At 64.4% G+C, this 21,041-nt stretch carries 21 protein-coding genes; 2 read left to right on the forward strand and 19 right to left on the reverse strand.

Features of this window, described 5'->3' with window-relative positions; genetic code table 11:
• Nucleotides 1-67 precede the first annotated feature (67 nt).
• Nucleotides 68-1,345, reverse strand: coding sequence for an MFS transporter (locus CLU85_RS00155; RefSeq protein WP_100412286.1), 1,278 nt, complete (start codon nucleotides 1,343-1,345; stop codon nucleotides 68-70).
• A gap of 65 nt (nucleotides 1,346-1,410) precedes the next feature.
• On the opposite strand from CLU85_RS00155, the gene CLU85_RS00160 reads away from it, so the two are divergent.
• Complete coding sequence (locus CLU85_RS00160) at nucleotides 1,411-2,373, forward strand: helix-turn-helix domain-containing protein (RefSeq protein ID WP_369858140.1); 963 nt, start codon at nucleotides 1,411-1,413, stop codon at nucleotides 2,371-2,373.
• Between the two features lie 68 nt (nucleotides 2,374-2,441).
• Here the strand turns inward: CLU85_RS00160 and CLU85_RS00165 are convergent, their stop codons facing one another.
• The 4 genes from CLU85_RS00165 to CLU85_RS00180 form a co-directional block, all read right to left on the reverse strand.
• Nucleotides 2,442-2,726: a hypothetical protein gene (locus CLU85_RS00165; RefSeq protein ID WP_157803892.1), complete on the reverse strand. Its 285-nt coding sequence runs from the start codon at nucleotides 2,724-2,726 to the stop codon at nucleotides 2,442-2,444.
• 83 nt (nucleotides 2,727-2,809) lie between these two features.
• Nucleotides 2,810-3,790, reverse strand: a complete 981-nt coding sequence (locus CLU85_RS00170) for a hypothetical protein (protein WP_157803893.1) — start codon at nucleotides 3,788-3,790, stop codon at nucleotides 2,810-2,812.
• Nucleotides 3,784-5,319 (reverse strand): DUF2779 domain-containing protein, encoded by a 1,536-nt coding sequence (locus CLU85_RS00175; protein ID WP_100408519.1) that lies wholly within the window; start codon nucleotides 5,317-5,319, stop codon nucleotides 3,784-3,786. Before CLU85_RS00175 ends, CLU85_RS00170 begins: the two co-directional genes overlap by 7 nt.
• The gene (locus CLU85_RS00180; RefSeq protein WP_157803894.1) at nucleotides 5,292-6,287 is read right to left on the reverse strand and encodes a YafY family protein; all 996 of its coding nucleotides are present in this window, start codon (nucleotides 6,285-6,287) and stop codon (nucleotides 5,292-5,294) included. The genes CLU85_RS00175 and CLU85_RS00180 overlap by 28 nt, the downstream gene beginning before the upstream one ends.
• A gap of 401 nt (nucleotides 6,288-6,688) precedes the next feature.
• Between CLU85_RS00180 and CLU85_RS00185 the strand changes: the two genes are divergently transcribed.
• Nucleotides 6,689-7,348, forward strand: a complete 660-nt coding sequence (locus tag CLU85_RS00185) for a flavin reductase family protein (RefSeq protein WP_100408521.1) — start codon at nucleotides 6,689-6,691, stop codon at nucleotides 7,346-7,348.
• 13 nt (nucleotides 7,349-7,361) lie between these two features.
• On the opposite strand, the gene CLU85_RS00190 is transcribed toward CLU85_RS00185, so the two are convergent.
• The 14 genes from CLU85_RS00190 to mnmG all read right to left on the reverse strand — a co-directional run bounded on the left by CLU85_RS00190 (nucleotide 7,362) and on the right by mnmG (nucleotide 20,855).
• The gene (locus CLU85_RS00190) at nucleotides 7,362-8,441 is read right to left on the reverse strand and encodes an alpha/beta hydrolase (RefSeq protein WP_232727681.1); all 1,080 of its coding nucleotides are present in this window, start codon (nucleotides 8,439-8,441) and stop codon (nucleotides 7,362-7,364) included.
• 33 nt (nucleotides 8,442-8,474) lie between these two features.
• On the reverse strand, nucleotides 8,475-8,654 hold the full coding sequence (locus CLU85_RS23195; protein ID WP_232727682.1) for a hypothetical protein: 180 nt from the start codon (nucleotides 8,652-8,654) through the stop codon (nucleotides 8,475-8,477).
• Nucleotides 8,654-9,436, reverse strand: coding sequence for a hypothetical protein (locus CLU85_RS00195; protein ID WP_232727683.1), 783 nt, complete (start codon nucleotides 9,434-9,436; stop codon nucleotides 8,654-8,656). Before CLU85_RS00195 ends, CLU85_RS23195 begins: the two co-directional genes overlap by 1 nt.
• Nucleotides 9,437-9,602: 166 nt before the next feature.
• Nucleotides 9,603-10,217 (reverse strand): penicillin-binding protein activator LpoB, encoded by a 615-nt coding sequence (gene lpoB, locus CLU85_RS00200; protein ID WP_100408522.1) that lies wholly within the window; start codon nucleotides 10,215-10,217, stop codon nucleotides 9,603-9,605.
• Nucleotides 10,218-10,260: 43 nt separating this feature from the next.
• A complete protein-coding gene (locus CLU85_RS00205) occupies nucleotides 10,261-10,665 on the reverse strand; it encodes a YcfL family protein (protein WP_100408523.1) in 405 nt (134 codons plus the stop codon).
• Nucleotides 10,666-10,700: 35 nt separating this feature from the next.
• Nucleotides 10,701-12,236 carry a COG3014 family protein gene (locus tag CLU85_RS00210; protein WP_100408524.1) on the reverse strand — a complete coding sequence of 512 codons (1,536 nt, stop codon included), beginning with the start codon at nucleotides 12,234-12,236 and terminating at the stop codon, nucleotides 10,701-10,703.
• A 339-nt stretch (nucleotides 12,237-12,575) separates the two neighbouring features.
• Complete coding sequence (locus CLU85_RS00215) at nucleotides 12,576-13,319, reverse strand: class I SAM-dependent methyltransferase (RefSeq protein WP_100408525.1); 744 nt, start codon at nucleotides 13,317-13,319, stop codon at nucleotides 12,576-12,578.
• Between the two features lie 4 nt (nucleotides 13,320-13,323).
• Entirely contained in the window at nucleotides 13,324-14,661 is a 1,338-nt protein-coding gene (locus CLU85_RS00220; protein ID WP_100408526.1) for a hypothetical protein, read from the reverse strand.
• A 445-nt stretch (nucleotides 14,662-15,106) separates the two neighbouring features.
• On the reverse strand, nucleotides 15,107-16,024 hold the full coding sequence (locus tag CLU85_RS00225) for a ParB/RepB/Spo0J family partition protein (RefSeq protein ID WP_100408527.1): 918 nt from the start codon (nucleotides 16,022-16,024) through the stop codon (nucleotides 15,107-15,109).
• A gap of 8 nt (nucleotides 16,025-16,032) precedes the next feature.
• Nucleotides 16,033-16,572 carry an alpha/beta hydrolase gene (locus tag CLU85_RS00230; RefSeq protein WP_100408528.1) on the reverse strand — a complete coding sequence of 180 codons (540 nt, stop codon included), beginning with the start codon at nucleotides 16,570-16,572 and terminating at the stop codon, nucleotides 16,033-16,035.
• A 34-nt stretch (nucleotides 16,573-16,606) separates the two neighbouring features.
• Entirely contained in the window at nucleotides 16,607-17,419 is an 813-nt protein-coding gene (locus CLU85_RS00235) for a ParA family protein (RefSeq protein WP_100408529.1), read from the reverse strand.
• 36 nt (nucleotides 17,420-17,455) lie between these two features.
• A complete protein-coding gene (locus CLU85_RS00240) occupies nucleotides 17,456-18,070 on the reverse strand; it encodes a LysE family transporter (RefSeq protein WP_100408530.1) in 615 nt (204 codons plus the stop codon).
• A gap of 110 nt (nucleotides 18,071-18,180) precedes the next feature.
• A complete protein-coding gene (rsmG, locus tag CLU85_RS00245) occupies nucleotides 18,181-18,861 on the reverse strand; it encodes a 16S rRNA (guanine(527)-N(7))-methyltransferase RsmG (RefSeq protein WP_100408531.1) in 681 nt (226 codons plus the stop codon).
• Nucleotides 18,858-20,855, reverse strand: coding sequence for a tRNA uridine-5-carboxymethylaminomethyl(34) synthesis enzyme MnmG (gene mnmG, locus CLU85_RS00250; protein WP_100408532.1), 1,998 nt, complete (start codon nucleotides 20,853-20,855; stop codon nucleotides 18,858-18,860). Before mnmG ends, rsmG begins: the two co-directional genes overlap by 4 nt.
• Nucleotides 20,856-21,041 lie beyond the last annotated feature (186 nt).

Consider the following 21,041-nt stretch of genomic DNA (forward strand, 5'->3'; position numbering starts at 1 on the left):
CACACAGAGCCCCTGGTACGACAGGCCTATCTGGCTCTGGCGGGTGCGCTGCCTCTGTTTCACACGCTCAGGCGGCCGCCGCCAGCGGCCGCGCCGCCCGTGCAGCCACCCCCACGCCCACCAGCGCCGCCGACACCACACTCAGCGCCAAGGTCACGGCCGAGCCGTAGAAAATGCCCGAGGTCATGCCGTGGTCAAGCATGGCGCCAAACACCGGGGCCGCCAGGCAAAAACCCAGATCGAGGCCCGAGTACACCGTGCCATACACACGGCCTGTGGCGCCAGGGGGCGCTGCCCGCTTGATCAGCATGTCGCGCGAGGGGCCTGCGAGGCCAGTGCCCAGCCCGGCCACCGACGCCACCACCAGCGCGGCCATGCCGGGCAACACCCCGGATGCGACCACCACCAGCAGCGCGGCGGAGCCCAGCAGACACACGGAGATGATCTTCTCCAGCCGCTGCACACGCCCCACCAGGAAGCCGCCCACCAGCATGCCGGCCGCGCCGCACAGCATGTAGCCCGTGACCACCATGGCCGTCACGCTGAGCGGCAGGCCGTACAGGGACTGCAACGCCGGGCTGGCAAAACTCTGGATAGCGCTCAGCGCACAGGTGCTCCAGAAGAAGAACGAGAAACACAGCCACACCGAGGGCAGCTTGAGGAAGGCCATGGGGTGCTCGGGCTTGGCAGCCCCTGCCCCGCCCTTGGCTTGGTGCGCCCAGGCACCCTGGCGGTCGTCAATGGCATCACGGTTCCACACCATGATGGCCAGCACCACGAGGGCAAACAGGGCCCCGCACAGGCAGGCCGTGCGCCACGAGCCCGTGGCCGTGGCAATGCCCGCCATGAACACTGGCGCCGTGGCCCAGCCCAGGTTGCCACTGATGCCATGCACCGAAAAACCATGCCCCAGGCGCTGCGGCGACACGCGCTTGTTCAGGATCGTGAAGTCCACCGGGTGGAACGGCGCATTGCCCAGCCCGGCCAGTGCCGCTGCCAGCAAGAGCCCCGGGTACCCCTGGGCCGTGCCCGCCGCCAGGCCTGCGGCGGCAAAACTCGACAGCGCAAAAAACATCACCGGCCGCGCGCCCACGCGGTCCACCAGGAAGCCCGACAACGCCTGGCCCACGCCCGAAATCACAAAGAACACCGACACCAGCAGGCCCAGCTCGGAGTAGCTGAAGCCAAACTCGCCGATCAGCCACGGGAACAGCGGCGGCAGCAGCATGTGAAAAAAATGCGAGCTGCCATGGGCCAGACCGATGAGGCCGATGGTGCGGGCGTCCTGCCGCAAGGGGACGGGGTTGGCATTGGTGGCGGTGGCGCCGGAGGTGGAAGCAGTCATGGGGTTGATCTTAGGCAGCATGCACTCGGCAGGTTTACGATAGACGGCCAATTTCTATCGCAAACATGCCAAAACCGCCCACCGGACACCCCACACCGACCGAACCGATGGTGGAACACTTTGCCGCCCAGGTCGTGCCGCGCCCCCAGGCCGGCAAGCCGCGCGGGATGTCGTATGTGGACTCGCTCACGCCCGAGCTGTTTGTGCCCACCGCCGCCCGCCCCGTGCGCGCCAAGCTGCGCTGGCTGGCCGCCGACACACAGGTGATGCCCCACAGCCACCCCTGGGCGCAGGTGGCGATATCGACCACGGGCGTGATCCGGCTCACGGTGAACCACGGCACCTACATCGTGCCGCCCTCGCGCGCGCTGTGGATTCCGCCCGGTGTGGAACATGCCGTGACCATGGTGGAAGACGCCGACCTGCGCACGCTGTACTTTCACCAGCCCCGGGGGCGTTGCGGCCCCGGCGTGCCGCGCGACCAGGAAGACGCCTGGCGCCAGTGCCGTGTGCTGGAGGTGTCCGACCTGCTGCGCTCGCTGGTGCGCGAGATGCCCACCACCCCCGACGGCGGCCCCACGATCAGCCCCGCCGCGCTGCGGCGCGAGCAGCACCTGAGTGCCCTGGTGCGCGACGAACTGGCACGCGCCGCCGCCGTGAAACTGGGCGTGGACCTGCCGCAGGACAAACGCCTGCGCCACCTGTGCGAAGCCGTGCTGGCCGACCCCACCCGCCACGAAACCCTGGCCGACTGGGCGCAGGACACCGGCGCCAGCCCCCGCACCGTGGCACGCCTGTTCCGCTCCGAGCTGGGCAGCACCTTCACCCAGTGGCGCCAGCAGGTGATCCTGGCCAAGGCCGTGTCGCTGGCCGCCGGGCGCATGCCCATGGGCCAGATCGCCGCCGAGCTGGGCTACAGCGCCAGCGCCTTCAGCGCCATGGTGCGCAAGTCGGTGGGGCAGCCGCCGGGGCGGTTTCTGGGACAGCAGGATTTCAATGGATCTGCGGGTGGCAGGCCTGTTCAGTAACGGCATCGGGCAGCACCAAGGTGCCGCCACCGAATAAGCCTTCACACCCTGCGGCCCCGCTTGGGCAATCAGTCAAAAGTCATCGTCAAAGCGTAGTCCCTCTCCCCCAGCGCAGCGTTGACGGTGCCCATGTCCACCACCTTGAACGGCTGAAAACACCCACCGTCGGGCTGGAAATAAGGCTCTCTTTTCACGCCCCAATCCCTTACCCAGTCGCGGGAGCCCGGCCCGACCTTCTGACCACTTTCTGCAAGGACAAGAAAATCCTGACCGGTCCACATCCCGATATTTGCGTTACGCCCCCGACCCACGTACCAGTGGCCAACGATCAAGGCGTCTTTGGGAATTTGCATGCACGTCATCAATGGGAATAGCCTCCAAATCAACCTTCGCACCAAACATGAACCTAAACAGCCTTTGCTCCGAAGGAGCCGGGTTATCCACCGTTGAGCAACGTATCGACGTGCGACAGGAACTCGTCACCCGCAATCCAGTTGCTTCTAAGCTTCTTGCCCACGCCACCTTCTGCAAGGTCACACTTGTAGGCCTTGGAGCGCAATTGTTCAAGGGTCATGGACGGGAGCACTGAACGCCAGTTTTTCAGCCCCACAACCCAAGAGCCCCCCTCCGTGCGGCACCGATTCAGGAGCGCATCGAAATCGAGCACGTCCCGGTAGTTCCTGGCCCCAGAGGCGGAGGGCACATCGCCATTGCGCAACCGGCGCGTGAGCGCATCCAGCGACAGCAGACTGCTTCGCACAGCGGGCCACTGATCGGCATAGCCGTGCGCATCGAGCGACTCCGGCAGGTCTGCGAACGACAGCCATGCCCAACCTTCCTCGCTGGTTGGCCAATCCACGGGCTTGCTCACCTGCGGGGCCAGATAAATGACCCTGGCGTGCTTGCAGTGGCCCAGCGCCTCGCGCAGTCCATTGCCGTCAGAGCAACCAAACCCTTGTGCCAGCAGGTTGCGAACGTTCTGGTATTTGCCCCGCTCCTGGGAGGCGGCTCCGATGGCGGCCAGATCATCCAGAAGGAACGCCGCCGACCCCTCGCGGGCAATCTTGCTCTGAAACTCCCGATAGATCGCGGCCTGCTCTGGGCGAAAGGTGGTGTCCGTGGTCTTCAGTTCCACCAAAAGCAGTTCTTGCGTAGCAAGGTTGAGCATCAGCCAGTCGATATTGGTGGACTGATTGTTACCAGCTTTTTGGATAGGAAATTCAGGGCACAGCATCACGATGTCATCGTCTGGCGCAGTCGCGAGCGCATCTGCCAAGAAGAATCCGATGATCGGGCCGATAGAGCGCTCCACCTGCACCTTGGGAATCATCGTGCCTTGCATCAGGTGCTGCATAAGGGCCGTGAAGAACGTAGTACGAATTGCGGCTTCGGAATGCGCTGGGGATTGCATCAACATGGCTTTTCTCCTTGGGTATTGCCTGTGGGTTGGGGTATCGAAAGGTTTTGCGAAAATTTTTCCCAGATCTCCACCATCGCCCGTGTGTCAAGCGCGCAATAGGCCAAGAGTTCATCGCGAATCAAGGCCTTGCGCTGTGACGAAGTGGCCGGAGCAACGGCTTCTAGGTAGGCCGCTATTGCCATACTCCCGTCCTGCACACCAAGCAGTCCGTCATATCCACGGTCGGGTGTGATGGTGGGCAGCACTTTCTTGATGCTCCAGCTTCCGTGCTGGCGCGGATGGTAATAACGTGCCTGTGCAATCGGCAGCAAATCCACCAGTCGGCCACGAATCTCGTCGAGTTGGGCGCGAACAGCAGGAAAGCGCTGGGCGAGTTCCCTCAGACGGCGGCCCTCGAATCCAGCGTGGTAGACGAAGACGGGAATTGGCTCTGCGCAAGCGAGGGCCAGCTGCACCGCAAACGCCTCCGAAGGATCGTTACCGGAAAGGTCTAGAAAATCCTGATGGCTCAGTTGCCCCTGCGTGTCCATCCTGTGCAGACTGAACTGAAAAGGCAGCATCTGAAATGGCCGAGTCCCTGCCCACCGAGGTACACCGAACTGGATAGTTTCGAAATCCAAGAAGTAGGCAGGCAATGGGTACTTGAGCAAGTCTTTCTTGGCCCCTTCCGCATCAAAGTACGCTTGTCCCAAAAGGGTTGCATCACGCACACGGCGTTGCAGGGGGGTCAGCAATGCCTCAGGGACATCCCGCATGTCTTGCGCACCGCTTTGAATCAGAAAATCCTTGAGCGCGTTGGACGAGATGCGCGGAAGCCAGGCGATAGGAAACTCCGCGGGAGGCTCGTTCTCTTGGCAATACTTCTGAAACCCACAGGGAAAGGGGGATCCGCACTGTGCCCCCGTCTGCACATCTGGAGGCGCGGCCTGCGCGGCCACTTGCTGCGCGCGGGCAATCCACGCCGCCACTTCTGCGTAGCGTGCAAAGGCAGCTTCGGTCACATCTTTCTCGACGAGCAGACCCTTGTAGTCGCCACCACCCGGGTAAATCCAGGCCGCGTCGATGTGCGCGATGGACACACTGCGCACATCAACGTCGGCAGCCCGAGCGATATAGCTTTGAATGGCTGCGTCGTCTTCCTGGTAGGTTTTGACAGACGTCGATGATTTGACCTCCACCATCTTCCAGGCAGGCGTTTCACTCTCAGTGATCGGCAGCATCACATCGGCGAATGCGAGTCCACCTGCGGCCTCAAAACCGGCTTCAAACAATGGTTTGCGGGTCTGGAGAAGCGCGCGGGTGCTCTCCACCGCTGCAGCCACGCCCTCTGCCCGCAAATCAATGGTTGCACCTTCGCCCGCCGGGTCATAGATTTGCTGCGCCACGGCCCCGACCTCATGGCCTGTCTGGAAAACGGCTTGTGTGGCGCAGGAATCTTCACGCGCATCAGGTTGGTGGATTTCCAGCCAGAGTCGCTTGGGGCATTGCCTGAAGGCGATCAGCTTGGATTTCGACAGGGCACGCATTGCGTTCCTCCGCTGAAAAGTTGTTCGAACCACTGCACGGAATGTTTTCGAGCGAGCGTGGCAACAGACGGAAAATCACGGGGCGCTGTTTTTAGCGAGCTTTGCGAACCCAGATTCCATCGCGCCAGCGCTTGCTCCAAGCCGTGCACCAGGGTCTGGTGCCACGCCAAAGGCTGCAGAATGCGCACATGCGGCAACCAGTAGCGCACCACGGGCAATAGCTGACTCAGATGACTGACATGGGTAGTGACGAGCAATGAACCATCCGCATCCTTCCTGTGCTGCTGCTCAGGGAGGATGGCGCGGCGCACAAAGTAGTGCGCTGTCTCAGAATCAACGCGCAGCAGCACCTCGGTGGTGCTGGCGGTGAACCACACATCGTCCTTGCGATTGATGTAGCCGTGGTGCTGCGGGTCAGGGGTGAAATGGCGGGCCTCGTCCGGTTGCAGGGACTGAATCAGCGCCACGCTGAAGGTCTTGAGCTGCAGCCCTTCCACGGCGGCCAGATACCACACACCGTTCTTGTGAATCAGTCGATATGGCTGGACTTGACGATGTTTGGCCTTGTAGGTGAAACAACATTCGTACTGCTGCTCAATGGCCCTTTGCAGCAGGGCAAACTGCGACCCATGCCCCTGCAGATCTTCATTCGGCATGGACTGGATCAGCAAAGGGTACTGGGCTGACTGCTGCGCTTCCAATTGCTCCAGCAGATAGTGCACGCTGCTGTCAGGGAACAAGTGCTCGGCGCCTACAAGCCGAGCATAAGTGTCAAGGTGGCTCACCGGGATCGTGGCGCGTGCAGCAAGAGTCATTTGCAACCGTCCTTCGACGGTGCGCTCGGCGATTCCGTATAGGCGTTCGCCAAGGTCGCGCTCGATGGTTCGCACATTCACCTGAAAATCCTGTGCCAGCCGATGCTTGTCGATAGCGCCCCCCTGGTGCAACTGCGCCAAGATGTGGGACAAACGTTGCGCCAGCTTTGCTGCTTTGGCGCTGGTCTGGCGGAGTTCACAGGTATTCATCGACGGTGGCCGGTTGGTGCGACTCAGCGAATGTAGGCACACACCCCGACAGGTTGTGCCGCGGCGCGAATATGCCATCAGAAAAGAAATGTAACTTTATTTACATCCCATCCTGACGTCCGTTTGCGGCGGGAATGAAGCCAACCGGGGCACAGTATTGCGCGAGATGCCAGCGAAGAGTGCCATGGGTGTCGATGCCAAGCACCCCACGCCCGCCTAGTGAGCTGTCTCGTGAAATTTGTGACAAATTGAGGTCTAGCGTTTAACAGTCTCTCGCAAGCAGCTATACAAATAATAGCAACCTGATGCCTAGGTGCCAGCAGCCCCCTCCCAGTACCGCTAAGGTGGCGGCACATCCCCAGCGCCGCACACACCATGACCCCCCCCTTCGCAACCTCCACAGCTACGAACCTCGCAACGGCCACGGCCTGCCGCACGACCCGTTCAACGCCATCGTGGGGCCACGGCCGATCGGCTGGATTTCCACGCAAAGCGCCACGGGCGCGACCAACTTGGCGCCCTACAGCTTCTTCAACGCCTTCAACTACGTGCCGCCCATCGTCGGCTTTGCCAGCATTGGCTACAAGGACACGGTGCGCAACGTACAGGAGACGGGCGAATTTGTGTGGAACCTGGCCACCCGCGACCTGGCCGAGGTAATGAACCAGAGCTGCGCCGCCGTGCCGCCCGAGGTGAGCGAGTTCGCGCTGACGGGCCTGAACCCCCTGCCCTCCACCCGCGTGCGCCCGCCGCGCGTGCTGGAGAGCCCCGTCACCTTTGAATGCCGCAGCACGCAGATCCTTCAGCTGCAGGGCGTGGATGGGGCCCAGGTGGACACCTGGCTGGTGCTGGGCGAGGTGGTGGCGGTGCACATCGACAAGGCGCTGCTCAAAGACGGGGTGTACGACACGGCAAACGCGGGCCACATCCTGCGCGGCGGTGGGCCGGCCGACTATTTCACCGTGGGGCCGGAGCAGCTGTTCAAGATGTACCGGCCGCGCTAAGCGGCTGTGGCGGTCACTGCCGCAGCGGCGCGCACAGCCCGGCGGCCGGGTTGCGCGCCCATTGTTCGGTCCAGGCCCACACCTGCTGCATGCCGTCCACGGCCTCCCCATCGGCCATGCGGCGCTGCAGGCCATGGTCGGCACCATCCATGCGCCGTGCACAGTAGAGCGCTGTGCGCAAAGAGGCCCGTTCGGCAAAACGCGCGTAGGCCACGGCAGGCACCAGCGCATCGTTGGCGCCCCACACCTGCAACAGCGGCCAGGGGCTTCGCAGCAGCGGCAGGGTCAACGGCCAGTTCCGAAGGTCGCGCCAGTAGCCCAGGCTGCGCCCCTGCACCACCACGGTGTCGGCAGGCGCGCCCGCCACGATCTGCGACAGCGCGGCCCAGTCGGCCTCCACGCCCAGGCGACGGGCCTGCAGCGCGCCGGCCTCCTGCGGGTCGAGCCCGCTGGCGCCGATGAGCACCAGGCCCGCCAGGTGCGGCACCTCAGGGGCCAGTGCGGGCAACAGTTCTGCCCCTTCCGAGATGCCGATCAGCAGCTGCGGCAACGCGGGCTGCCCCTGGCGCAAAGCCGCATCGGCGCGCAAGGCCGCACGTGCGTGTGCCAGCCAGGTGGAGTGCCGGTCTCGCAGCACAAAGGGGTGCGTGCAATCGGCGGGGGCTGTGCGCGCCTGGGGGTCCACCCCGGGCTTGTGCAGCACCAGCACCTGGGCGTGCAGCAGGCCCGCAAAGTAGCGATCCGCGATGGGCCCCATGCCCGTGCAGCCCGAGCCGGGGATGACGATCACGCGGTAGCGCAGGGGCGTCGTTCGCTCACCGCGCTGCAGGGTCTGGAGCATGGCGCCGCCGACGCCGGGCAAGGCCCGCAGGGCAAACCCCGCGTCTTGCACGGGGGCGGGCGCCTGCGGATCCACCGATGCGGCCATTGAAGAATGAGGTGCCACCACACCGTCAGCCGGGCGTGCGGCTGCGCAACCACTCAGCACCAAAGCCACGGTGGCAGACGCAAAAAAGGCCAGCACGGGGCTGGCCTCGGGGCTCCGTCGGGCAGCAGCCAGGGCTGTCGCCAGGGAACGGGTGGTTGTTTTCAACCGCCTGCCGTGCACGGTGGTGTGCACCACGGCTTACTTGAGGATCAGCACCTGTTCGGGCTGCTGAGGCTGCGGCACCGGCATGGGCTGGCCACCTTGTTGGTACACCACCGGCGGGCGCACGCCGCGTGCGAGGTTCGCGTCGGTGTAGCCCAGCTGCACCGCCATCTGCTGGTACACGTCCTGCGCGAGCGAGAGCGAGGTTTCACGCATCACCTTCGCCCGGTTGGGGGGGCAATGTCGCCACGGACCGACAGAATCTTGGTGTCGTTGCCTTCGCCCTGGGCGGAGAACGCTGCCTTGATCTCGTAGGTCTTGGTATTGATGAGCGAGAAGTCGGCCAAGAGCTGCAGGCCGTACTGGCGCGTGGCGCTGGTGGTGCCCTGTAACGGTGACAGCGCGTCGGTGAAATCAATGGTCGACACCACACCAAACAACACGTAATCGGCGCCCGCAAACTCGCCCTTCTTGATGCGCGCGATCACATTGTTGACCTGGGGCTGCGCCTGGGGCGTCGCCATCTTGCCGCCTTGCACCTGGTTGAGCACCTGTTCGGCCTTGCTGGGCTGGGGCTTGCCCGCGTCAAAGCCTCTGCCCTGCACCAGACGGAAATACGTGCCCTGCAGGATGGCGCCCTTGATGTCGTTGGTGTAGCCACCCAGCTCGCGCTGCTCGATGTAGCTGTAGCGGCCGGCCACATAGGTGCCGCTGGCCTGTTCGGACGCCTGCATGGACTGCTGGCCCGAATACGAGCCCCCGCCGCCATACATACCTTGGCTGTAGCCACCGCCCTGGCTGCCTTGCGCGCTCATCTGGCTGCTGCGCTGGTAGGTGCCCGCCATGAAGTATTCGGACACGCGCTGGGCATAGGCCAGGTCGGTCACGGCGATCTTGGGCGCGGCGCCGGGCTGCTGCGCCTGAGCAGCGGTGCCCCAGGCCAGCGTGGTGGCGGCGATCACGGCCAGGGCCGTGTGGAGAGTGGTTCTGCGTTGCATGGTGTGCTCCTTGTGAGCTAACGGGAATTCATGGATCAATCAACCGACGAAGGTACTGCACACCAACGTCGATACTGGCGCGCCCCACGCGCGGGACGCCAAGCAAGGGCCGCCCCGCAGCGAGAGCGGGGGGAAGGCGCGCAGCGCCTCAGGGGGGTGTCCTGCTTCAGCGCTTGCTGGTCTTGCGAATCTCTTTTTCGTCCTGCCATTCGATCGTGCCTTCCTGCACATCAAACAGCTTGAGCGTGAACTTGTAGTACACGTCCTTGGTGGCATTGTTCTGCTTGACGATGCTGGTCAGCTCGCCTTCCATGGTGTATTTGGCGGCCGTCATCTGGCCGACCTTGGCGGTGGTGCCCTGTTTGTACAGGCCGCTTTGGTTCTGGCGCTGCAATTCATCCACGCCTTGCTGCATTTCGTTGATGGAGCGCACGAAGCGCACCTTGCCCGACTTGACCAGCGCCGTCTGGATGGAGCTCATGACGTTGGTGGTGTCGATGTACTCGCTGGTCTTGTTCTTCACCGTGGAGATGGTCACCGTGGGGCGGCCCTGGAAAATGCCGGTTTCGAGCAGGCCACCGGTCATCTTCTCGGCAATCATCTGCAGGTCAGTCGAGCCGAACTCGTTGGTCACCAGCTCGACGGCCTTGGCGTCGCCGTAGTTGACCTGGCGGTCAAAACGCACGGTAGGCGAAGACAGGTTCTGGCAGGCCGTGAGGGCCAGGGTGCTGGCCGCAAAGGCCAGGATCAGCGCGCTGCGCTGGATGGTGTGTTTTGTCATGGTGTTAACTCCTCACTCAATCTTTGTGATTCGGGCGCCGACCTCAGCGCGGCTCTACATTCATTTCCAGGCGCAGGTCCACGGCAGCGCTGGTGGGCGCCACGCTCTTGACCGTCTGCTGGCCCAGGCCGAGCACGCTCATTTGCTTCCAGGACTCACCGTCGCCCACCTGGTTGCCCACGTTGTCCAGCCACTTGAAGCGGTAGAACACGGTGCGATCGGTGCGGCCCATGTTGGACATGTCGGCCTGCACCACCAGGATGTCGTTCTTGCGCACGATGCGCATCTCGCGCACGGCGATGCTGTTGGCTTCGCCGCGCAAGGCGACCTTGGAGGCCACGGCCAGCGGGGTGGCAGGGTCGTGCAGTTGGGCACTGGCACCGGTGGCCAGAGTGAGCGCCGCGCACGCGATGGCGGGTGCGGCAGCAAGGACAAAACGGGTTCTCATGCCAGAGGCTCCTTGAAAATGGGACATGTGCGGTTTCAGTTCTTGGCCGCAGCGGCAGGGGCTGTGGCCGTAGGCTTGACGGCCGACTGGGGCACCGTGCGGTTGCGGCTGTTGTTGGTTGTGCGCACCGGGGCGGCCGCCGGTGCTGTTGCCGCAGGGACGGGCTGCGCAGCAGCCACAGCAGGCAGCTGGCCCAACATGGCCACATCGCCCATCAGCACGCTGTTGTCATACATGCGCAGCGGCACCAGGGCGTACTGGCCATCGATCTTGATCGGCTGGGGCAGCTGGCGGCCGTTGACGGTGACCATGTGTTCGCCTGGGGGCAGATAGCCACGGGCCACATAAACGCGGCCTGGCAGCATGCGCCACATGCGGTCGTCGGCCTGCTCAGTGGCCACCGAGGCCGCAGCACCAATGAGGCCGCCGATCAAACCGCCGCGCTTTTGCAGCTCGTTCTGCAGCACGCCCTTGGCCACGGCGCGGGTGAAGCCACGCAGCACCATGCCGGGCATTTCGTCCTTGAGTGCGCGGCGTGCCATCACGTTCACGTCCACTACCTTTTCGAGCTTGAGGTCGGTGCCGGCGGCAGAGATCGTGGTCAGCAAGGCATCTTTGGAAGGCTCGATCACAGGATAGGAAATGCTGGCCGTGACCAGCCCCCGGCCCGTGGGCACCGGGATCGTGAAGGCCTTGGGCTTGCGCGCAGGGGCATCACCGGCTTCGACGATGAAGAGCACGTCGGTCATGCGCTGGCGGCGCTTCCAGGTGAAGCCGGTGCGGTTGTCCAGGCCGCGCAGGCCTTCTTCGAGCACCCCGGTTTCGGGCTTGAGTTCGATGGCCTTGCGGTAGCCGGGCGCAGCCAGGCCGGGCTCGTTGAGCATTTCGTACAGGAAGCCGGCCAGGTAATGGGACAGGGCGTTCTGGTAGCCGTTCTTGAGGGCCAGCACCTCGGGGTCGTTGAGCGTCTCGACGGGGTAGCCATTGAGTTCCTTGCCACCGGATGCGGCGCCCTTGGACTTGGCCTCCTCTTCGGCGGCCAGCGTTTCCTTGGAACGGAACTCGGCAATGATGGCTTCGCGCTCGTGCGTGCGCTTGATGTCCACGCGGGCGTTTTCAAAGTCGCCCACGGCCATGCGGTTGAGCGCCAGGCGCGTGGTCACCCACACTTTTTCATAGTCCTGGCCTTCGTAGACCTTCAGGCGTTCGCTGATCAGCGCAGCGCCCACGGTGCCCATGAGCTTGCTCGGATTGGTCTTGGCGGTCTCTTCCCATTCCTTGACCTTGTTGTCGGCCAGCAAAAAGGCGTTGGTGCTGTCGGGATAGCGGCGGTCCATGCGCAGCAGCTCGCCACGCTCCATGTTGAACAACAGTGCAGTTTTCTCTTCCTCGGTTTTTGCAGTGCTTTCGAGCTGGGCGATAGCCGCAGGAATGCCGCCGCTGCGGCCGGCGGTTTGCATGTCCGTAGCCAGCTTGTCGTGGCTCTGCATGGTCGCGCAGCCTGTGAGGGCAGCGCTCAGTGCCAGTACCCACAGAAGGCGTGGACGGAAACGGGGCTGGTGATGGGTCATGAATACTCCTTGCAAATCGGTCGGTTGCTCACCAGAAAACCCCGGCGTTGTCCACGCGGCAACGGCACCCCCTTCCCGGCGAGCCCTGTGACAAAGGCCCACAGTGGATGCAGGTGCTGCTTGCGCTTGGAAAAACCGGACAAGGAAGTTGCCGATGGCCCGTACGCCCCCTCCCGGTGCGTAGCTGTGCCTTGTGCGTCCCCCTCTGGCTGTGAGTTTCTTGGTTGTTTTGTATGGGTTTGTAGCCAGGGACGCAATGTAGCAAAAGCTTGTATCTTTTCTGTAACCGCGTGCAGTGGCACCCGCAGGTGGCCAGGGTCTGTCGGGAAGCTGCGCATTTCAAGACTCCACATGCGTCAACGGCATGCGATAGAGCCACACGACACGCCCCCCTGGGGCACGCAGCTGTGCGCAAGGCAGCACGCCAGGCACCGCAAACTCCAGGCTCACCAGCCAGGCGCCCGGGGCCAACTCGGCCTGGGCCTTGGCGGCGGCACGGGCCATGCTTTCGGGGCGCTGGAACAGGTAAACCAAGCGGTAAGGGCTCCAGTCGGCCTTCCACATGTCGGCACGGCGCACCTGGGCCCAGGGGCACCGTGCAGCGCACAGCAGACGCAAAGGCCAGCTCCATTCCAACCCTTCCAGCTGGGCGGCGGGATAGGCGTGGCGCAGCGCCTTGAGGCCATCGCCCAGGCCACAGCCGGCATCAAGCACCCGCGCACCCAGCGGCAACGGGGCCTGCACAGCCAGGGATTGCAACGCGTGGCGGGGCGTCGGGAAAAGCGGGGCATCGCGCCAGGCATTCAGCGGGTACACCAGCAAAAGCAAGGACAGCGGCACCAGCCACGCCCAAGTGGGCAGGCTGGCGGCGCCCAGCAGCGCCAGTGACAAGGGAAAGCCTGCGGCAATCAGCCCGCGCCGCCACCAGCTGCCCCCGAGCACACTGGCGGCCGTGCCCAGCAGGCACGCCGCCAGCAAGGCCGCCACTGGTGGCACCGCACGCTGCAGCGTCACAAAAATCAGCCATGCGCACGCCCACGCCATCAGCGCGGGCAGGGGCCAGAGCATGCGCAGGGCTGCCATGGGTTCAGCGCCCGAAGAGGCCGCGCAACAGGTTGGCGGGGTTCACTACATTGGCGGGGGAACTACCTTCGGACGGCGAATCACCCGCAGCTTGCCCGCCCGACATACCGCTCGAATAGGCGCCCCCGGATGGCGCGCCGGGCGCAGCGCCCATGCCGCTGCGCCGCCCCTGCATCTCCTCGCCCAGCATGGCCATGGTGTGCGACTTCACGCGCACGCGCACAGCCCATTCGGGCTCCCACGCTGCCTTGGGGTCGGCCGGGCGGGGTGGGTACACGATATGGCTCTCGCCACCGTAGGCCATCATGCGCAGCATGGGTGTTGCATCGCGCCCACCGCCTGCAAAGATGCCCTGCGGGACGGCGCACTGTGTGGTTTCGGGCTGCAGCAGCACGCGCTCCTTGAGCCAGCGGTCGATGGTGGCGGGCGACAGGTAGTCGAACAGGCCCATGCCCGTGTCCGGTGTCTCTGCGCTGGACCACATCACCAGGTCATCCCCGTTCTGCGACATCGCATGCAGGTAGTAGGCGCGCGCGTTGCGCACAGGCTGCCAGCTGGTGCCCATGCTGTCTTGCGGCTTGCCGGTGGTGCGCAGGTCGATGGCGGGCATCAGATCTTGTGAGGCGCCCAGCGTGAACTTCATGGACGCTGGAACCCCATCGCCACGCACCTGGTGCTCCCCCACCAGCGAGCTGTCGCGCGACAGGTTCACCGCGTTGCGTTCGTTGGGGTACAGCGCATAGGCCGGGCCCACACGCGGGCCGCGGTCGGGCACGGCGCGGCCGGCAAAAGCCTGGGCGTAGTCGGAGGGCTTGGCACGCGCCAGGTCGATGACGCGCGGCTGGCCCGCACGCACCATAGCGCCACAGCCCCAGTACAGCAGGATGCGGCCCTTGGGCTGGTGCTGCTGGTATTCCTGGGGCACCTCGCCGGGTTCGGTCTGGGTGGGCTGCGCGCGCGGCGGGATCAGCGGCAGGGATTCGCCCATGCGCATGCCCGCCGGAATGGCCTGGCTGGCCTCGACGCCGGGGCGCAGCGCGTTGTGCAGTGCGATGTCGATGACCCGCGGCGGCATGATCGACATGGCGCGGGCGTGGCCATAAGAGGTGTTGCTGGAGCCCCCCCTGCCCTGTGCAGCGCCGCCGCCCATGAGACCCCCGAGCATTCCGCCACCACCGGGCAGGCTGTCCATCTCGGGCATGCCCGCCATGGTGCCGGTGGACACATCCATCCACAGCTGGACCTTGGGAGTTTTGGTGGTTTGGGCGTGGGCGCCCAGGCTGGCGGCGCACAGGCCTACGGCAACGCACGCAGGGGTCAGGAGAAAGCGCAAGGGGGTCATGGGGTCTGCTCCAGGAGATACACATGGATCACCCGGCAAACCATCGTGGACCACAGTACAGCGTCGCTGTGCTGGAGAGGCCTTGCGGTCAACCCGGGTGTGTTGAACGCAGCGCAGTGTAGGCCTCGCACAGACGCATTTTGCCTGTACGAGTTACCGATGGAAACTGATTCTGTGCGCTATTTCACGCACAGGGTCGGCAGGCAAGAGATACAGACGACGCCCTCTATGCATCGCAGGTAGCGCGTGAAACCGGCGCGGCCCAAGCCAGAGATACCGAGCAAAGGCCGCCGCCCCGCCCCGCCCCGCAGTGAGGGCGCCGTCCCCTTTGAGGCGGAGGGAGGGCCACAGCTCCAAGCCTGGCTGCGCAGGCTTGGACGTGCCCGAAGGGCAGGCACCTCTGGCGGGTCGCACCGAGGCGCCGAAGGCGAACCAGGGGGCCTGGTCAGCCGCGCAGCCGGTCGATCAGCCCGTTCAAGGCCTCCAGCGAGCCAAACTGGATCGCCAGCTCGCCCATGTCTTCCACCCGGCCATGGCGTTTGACGCGTTTTTTCACACGCACCTCGACCTCGGCCATGAGCAGGTCCGAGAGTTCTTCTTCCACGCGCTTCATGTCGCGCGACTTTTCCTTCTGGGGCTTTTGCGGCACCAGGCTGAACTCGGCGCCGATCTTCTTGACCAGCGCTTCGGCCTCGCGCACCGACAGCTTCTTGGCCGCGATCTGGTTGCCCGCCGTGATCTGCGCGGCGCGGTCGAGCGACAGCAGCGCGCGCGCGTGGCCCATGTCAATGTCACCCGCCATCAGCATGGTCTGCACGGGCTCGGCCAGGTTCAACAGGCGCAGCAGGTTGCTGGCGGCGCTGCGCGAGCGGCCCACGGCCTGTGCTGCCAGCTCGTGCGTCAGGCCAAACTCCTTGACCAGGCGCTGCAGGCCCTGGGCCTCTTCCAGCGGGTTGAGGTCTTCGCGCTGGATGTTCTCAATCAGCGCCATGGCCGCCGCCGACTCGTCGGGCACATCGCGCACCAGCACCGGCACCTCGGCCAGGCCCGCCAGGCGCGAGGCCCGAAAGCGCCGCTCGCCCGCGATGATTTCGTACTTGCCCGCGTTGTCCCCGCCCGTCAGGCGACGCACAAGAATCGGCTGCATGACGCCCTGGGCCTTGATGGATTCGGCCAGCTCGTACAGCGCCCCCTCGTCCATGCGCGTGCGGGGCTGGTACACGCCAGGGACCAGTTCGGACAGTGGCAGGCTGTTGGGCAGCCCGGCCTCGGCCGCCTGGGCCTGCTCCACTTTTTCTTCGACCTTGGGGCCCAGCAAAGCTTCAAGACCGCGCCCCAGGCCCTTGGGTTTTTTGGTGACCATGTTTTTATTCAATCTTTCAAAAAGGTGTGCAGCAGCGCCTGGCCCTCCGGCCAATCGCCCAGGCCCGACTCGGCGTTGATATGGCCCCGGTCGCCATAGTCGACAAACCGGGCGCCCCAAGCCTGCGCCATCCCCTCGGCACGCTCAAAACTGCAATACGGATCACTGCGGCTGCCCACCAGCACAGCCGGGAACGGCAGGGGCTGGCGCGCAATGGGCGCCCAGCCGTGGATCTGCGCGGCCAGGTCGGGCCGCTCCACATCGCCCGGGGCCACCAGCAGCGCGCCGCGCACCTTGGCCGCGTGGCGGGTGTGGGCAGCCCACCATGCGGTGAGGACGCAGCCCAGGCTGTGCGCTACCAGCACCACGGGGCCGTCAGCATCCACCACAGTCTCTTCCAATCGCGCCGACCAGTCGCCTCGCAGCGGACGCATCCAGTCGTGTTGCTCTACGCGGTGGTAGCCGTGCGCGGCCTCCCAGAGGCTTTGCCAGTGGTCGGGGCCAGAGTTCTGCCAGCCGGGCAGCAGCAAGATGTTGGAAGCTTTCATCACTATCAATTTAATAGCTGCTAGCGCTTGTCTATCAAGCGCTAGGTGCCATTTTTGCCATAGAAGATGCTGCCGCAGGCATGGTTTGCACCCGCTCGACCATCTCTTGCGCAAATTCGACAAAGGCCTGGCTGCCCTTGGCCGCCGGATCAAACACCACACCGGGCAGCCCGTAGCTGGGCGCCTCGGCCAGACGCACATTGCGCGGGATCACGCTGTTGAACACCTTCTCGCCAAAGTGGCCCTTGAGCTGGTCGCTCACCTGCTGCTGCAAGGTGATGCGCGGGTCGAACATCACGCGCAGCAGGCCGATGATCTGCAGGTCGGCATTGAGGTTGGCGTGCACCTGCTTGATGGTGTTGACCAGATCGGTCAGGCCTTCGAGCGCGAAGTATTCGCACTGCATGGGCACGATCACGCCATGCGCGCTGCACAGGCCGTTGAGTGTGAGCATCGACAGCGACGGGGGGCAGTCAATGAGCACAAAGTCGTAGTCGGCATCCACCTCGACCAGCGCGGCCTTCAGGCGCTTGTCGCGGTTGTCCAGCGCCACCAGTTCCACCTCGGCACCCGCCAGTTCGCGGTTGGCACCCAGCACCCAGTAGCCACATTTTTCCGACAATACGGCCGCCTCTTTGACCGAGGCGGATTCGAGCAGCACGTCGTACACCGACAGCTCCAGGCTGCGCTTGTCCACGCCCGAACCCATGGTGGCATTGCCTTGCGGGTCCAGATCGACCATCAGCACGCGCTGGCCGATCTTGGCCAGGCCCGCAGCCAGGTTGACGGTGGTGGTGGTCTTGCCAACGCCACCCTTCTGATTGGCAACGCAGAAAATTTTGGCCATGTGGGTGATGCAGTCCGTGTGGTGGTGGTGGTTGTTTTACTTGGAGATCGCCAGCTTGATGCCAAAGCCGATCAGAAAGACGCCCGCCACTTTCTCCAGCACGCGGCCGATGCGGGGGTTGGCGCGCATGCGCTCAGCCAGGTGGTGCGTGAGCAACGTGGCGACCAGCCCGTAGATGAAGGTCAGCACTGCGACGGTGGCCGCCATCACACCAAAGGTCAACAAACCCTGGTGACGGGCCGGGTCCACAAAGAGCGGGAAAAAGGCCATATAAAACACGATGGCCTTGGGGTTGAGCAAAGTGATCAGCCCAGCCTGCTTGAAGTAATGGCGAGGCTCGATGTTGAGAATCGGCTGGGCGCCGGGCTTGGCCGTGAGCATCTTGAAGCCCAACCACGCCAGGTAGGCCGCGCCCAGCCACTGCACGGCATTGAAGGCTGTGGGGTACGTGGCCAGCAAGGCCGCCACACCGGCCACGGCCGCCCACATCAGCACCTGGTCGCCCGCAATCACGCCCATCGTGGCCGCCAAGCCGCCACGCACGCCGCCCTTGCTGGTCGAGGTGATGAGCGCCAGATTACCGGGGCCGGGAATGGCCAGAAACAACACAATGGCGGCAACAAAAGCGCCGTAGTCTGCGATGCCAAACATGATTTCTCCCGGTGCACTGCGTGGGGTGGATGCACAGAAGGCACCCACGATGAGCAGCCGAGTTTACGCGACCACCCTGCACCGGCCGCTGAAAAGTCAGTACCCAGTGGTCAGACAGGCTTCATCCAGATGATGCAGCGCTCGGCGTCGAGACCAGGCACAACGAGTTGTTCCACGTGAAACACCGACACATCGGCGGGCAAGGCCGCAATTTCATCCTCGGGGTGCTTGCCCTTCATGGCCAGCCAGACTCCGTGCGGTGCCACCAGGGCAGCGCGCGACCAGGTCACAAAGTCGGGCAGCGAAGCAAAGGCGCGGCAGCTGATGATGTCGAACGGCGTGCTCAGGGTCTCCACGCGCGCGTGCAGGCCATGCAGATTGCGCAGCTTGAGCGCCACCGCCGCCTGCTGGATGAATGCCGCCTTTTTGCCCACGGTGTCCACACAACTCACGTCCACCTCGGGGCAGCAGATCGCAAACACCACGCCAGGCAAGCCGCCGCCCGAGCCCACGTCCAGCAGACGCACCAATGGATCCCTCCCCTCGCTCGCCAGCACAGCGGCATGGCGCCTCAGCGGTGCCACCGCCGTCAGACTGTCGAGCAGGTGGTGCGTCATCATCTCCTGCGGATCCCGCACGGCCGTCAGGTTGTAGACCTTGTTCCATTTCTGCAGCAGGGCCAGGAACTCCATCAACTGGGTGATCTGCGCATCGCTCAACCCCAGCGCGAGGGCCTCAGCGCCTGCCTGCAACTGCACGCGCAGCGCTTCGTTGGTGGTCGCTACCGTCATGCCGCCACTTCGCCTTCTGCTCTGACAGATGATGCAGGAGCCGCTGCAAAGTCCTTCAGCCCCCCCTTCTTCAAATGCACCAACAGCAGCGAGATCGTGGCGGGCGTGATGCCCGTGATGCGCGAGGCGTGGCCCAGCGTTTCAGGCCGGTGGCGGCTGAGCGCCTGACGCGCCTCGATGCTCAGGGCGCTGACCTGCAGGTAGTCCAGATCGGTAGGCAGGCGCAGCTTTTCAAAATGCGCGGCGCGCTCCACCTCATCCTTCTGGCGGTCGATGTAGCCGGAGTACTTGGCTGCAATCTCCACCTGCTCCAGCACCGGCTCACTCAGCGTACCCAAAGTTTCACGTGAAACATCGCCGGATGCATACTTGCCGCCATCCATGGACATCAGGTTGGCGTAGTTCACATCCGGGCGGCGCAGCAGCTCAAACAGGTTGTACTCATGCTCGATGCTTTTGCCCAGCACGCGCTCCGACTCGGCGGCGGGCAGGTTGCGCGGGTTCACCCAGGTGGCTTTCAAGCGTTCTGTTTCACGTGAAACAGCATCGCGCTTGCGGCTGAAAGAGTCCCAGCGCGCGTCATCCACCAAGCCCATGCGCCGTCCTGCTTCGGTCAGGCGCAGGTCGGCGTTGTCCTCCCGCAGCTGCAGGCGGAACTCCGCCCGGCTGGTGAACATTCGGTAGGGCTCGGTCACGCCCTTGGTGATCAGGTCGTCCACCAGCACGCCCAGGTAGGCCTCGTCGCGGCCGGGCAGCCACGCGGCTTCGCCCCGGCATTGCAGCGCGGCGTTGATCCCGGCGAACAAGCCCTGGGCCGCCGCCTCTTCATAACCCGTGGTGCCATTGATCTGACCAGCAAAGAACAGACCCTGAATCTGCCGCGTCTCAAAGCTGCTCTTGAGCGAGCGCGGGTCAAAGTAGTCGTACTCGATGGCGTAGCCGGGGCGCAGGATGTGGGCGTTCTCCAGCCCCTTCATGCTGCGCACCAATTCATACTGGATGTCGAACGGCAGGCTGGTGCTGATGCCGTTGGGGTAGAACTCGTGCGTGGTTAGCCCCTCGGGCTCCAGAAAGATCTGGTGACTGTCTTTGTCGGCAAAGCGGTTGATCTTGTCTTCCACGCTGGGGCAATAGCGCGGGCCGACGCCTTCAATCTTGCCGGTGAACATGGGGCTGCGGTCAAAGCCGCTGCGGATGATCTCGTGGGTGCGCTCGTTGGTGTGCGTGACCCAGCACGGCATCTGGCGCGGGTGCATCGCCGCACCGCCATGGGCGTGCGCCATGAAGCTGAACACCGGCACCGTGCCTTCGTTCACACCCCCGGGCATGCCGTCGCCGGGCTGTTCGCCACACTTCGAGAAATCAATGCTGCGCCCGTCCAGCCGGGGAGGCGTGCCGGTTTTCAAGCGCCCCTGGGGCAGCTTCAGCTCCTTGAGGCGCGCCGACAGCGACACGGCGGGCGGGTCCCCTGCCCGGCCCGCGGCGTAGTTGTTCAAGCCCACATGGATTTTGCCGTCGAGGAAGGTGCCCGCCGTCAGCACCACGGTGCGGCTGCGAAACTGAATGCCCACCTGTGTCACGGCGCCCACCACGCGGTCGCCCTCGACCATCAGGTCGTCCACCGCCTGCTGGAAGAGCCACAGGTTGGGCTGGTTTTCGATCATGCGGCGGATGGCCGCCTTGTACAGAATGCGGTCGGCCTGCGCCCGCGTGGCGCGCACGGCGGGGCCTTTGGAGCTGTTGAGAATGCGGAACTGAATACCGCCCTCGTCCGTGGCCAGCGCCATCGCACCGCCCAGCGCATCCACCTCTTTGACAAGGTGGCCCTTGCCGATGCCGCCAATGCTGGGGTTGCAGCTCATCTGCCCCAGCGTCTCGATGTTGTGCGTCAGCAGCAGCGTTTTGCTGCCCATGCGCGCAGCGGCCAGCGCGGCTTCGGTGCCTGCATGGCCACCGCCGACAACGATCACATCAAATTCCTGGGGGTACAACATGGAAGTGCTCCGGGGCCTGGTGGCCCGACATTCAAAACAGCCCGCCCACATGCGCCCAAATCGCGGGTCGCTGCGGCAGACGCGCCACGGGTCCATCGTCTGGAGTGGCGCAAGGGGAAACCCGCGATTTTCCCACCTTTGCATGCTTTTTGTGCAAACCTTGTGCACCACACCAAAGCACGGTCG

Origin of the sequence: Acidovorax sp. 69 (genome assembly GCF_002797445.1) — a bacterium.
Classification (GTDB): Bacteria; Pseudomonadota; Gammaproteobacteria; order Burkholderiales; family Burkholderiaceae_C; genus Acidovorax.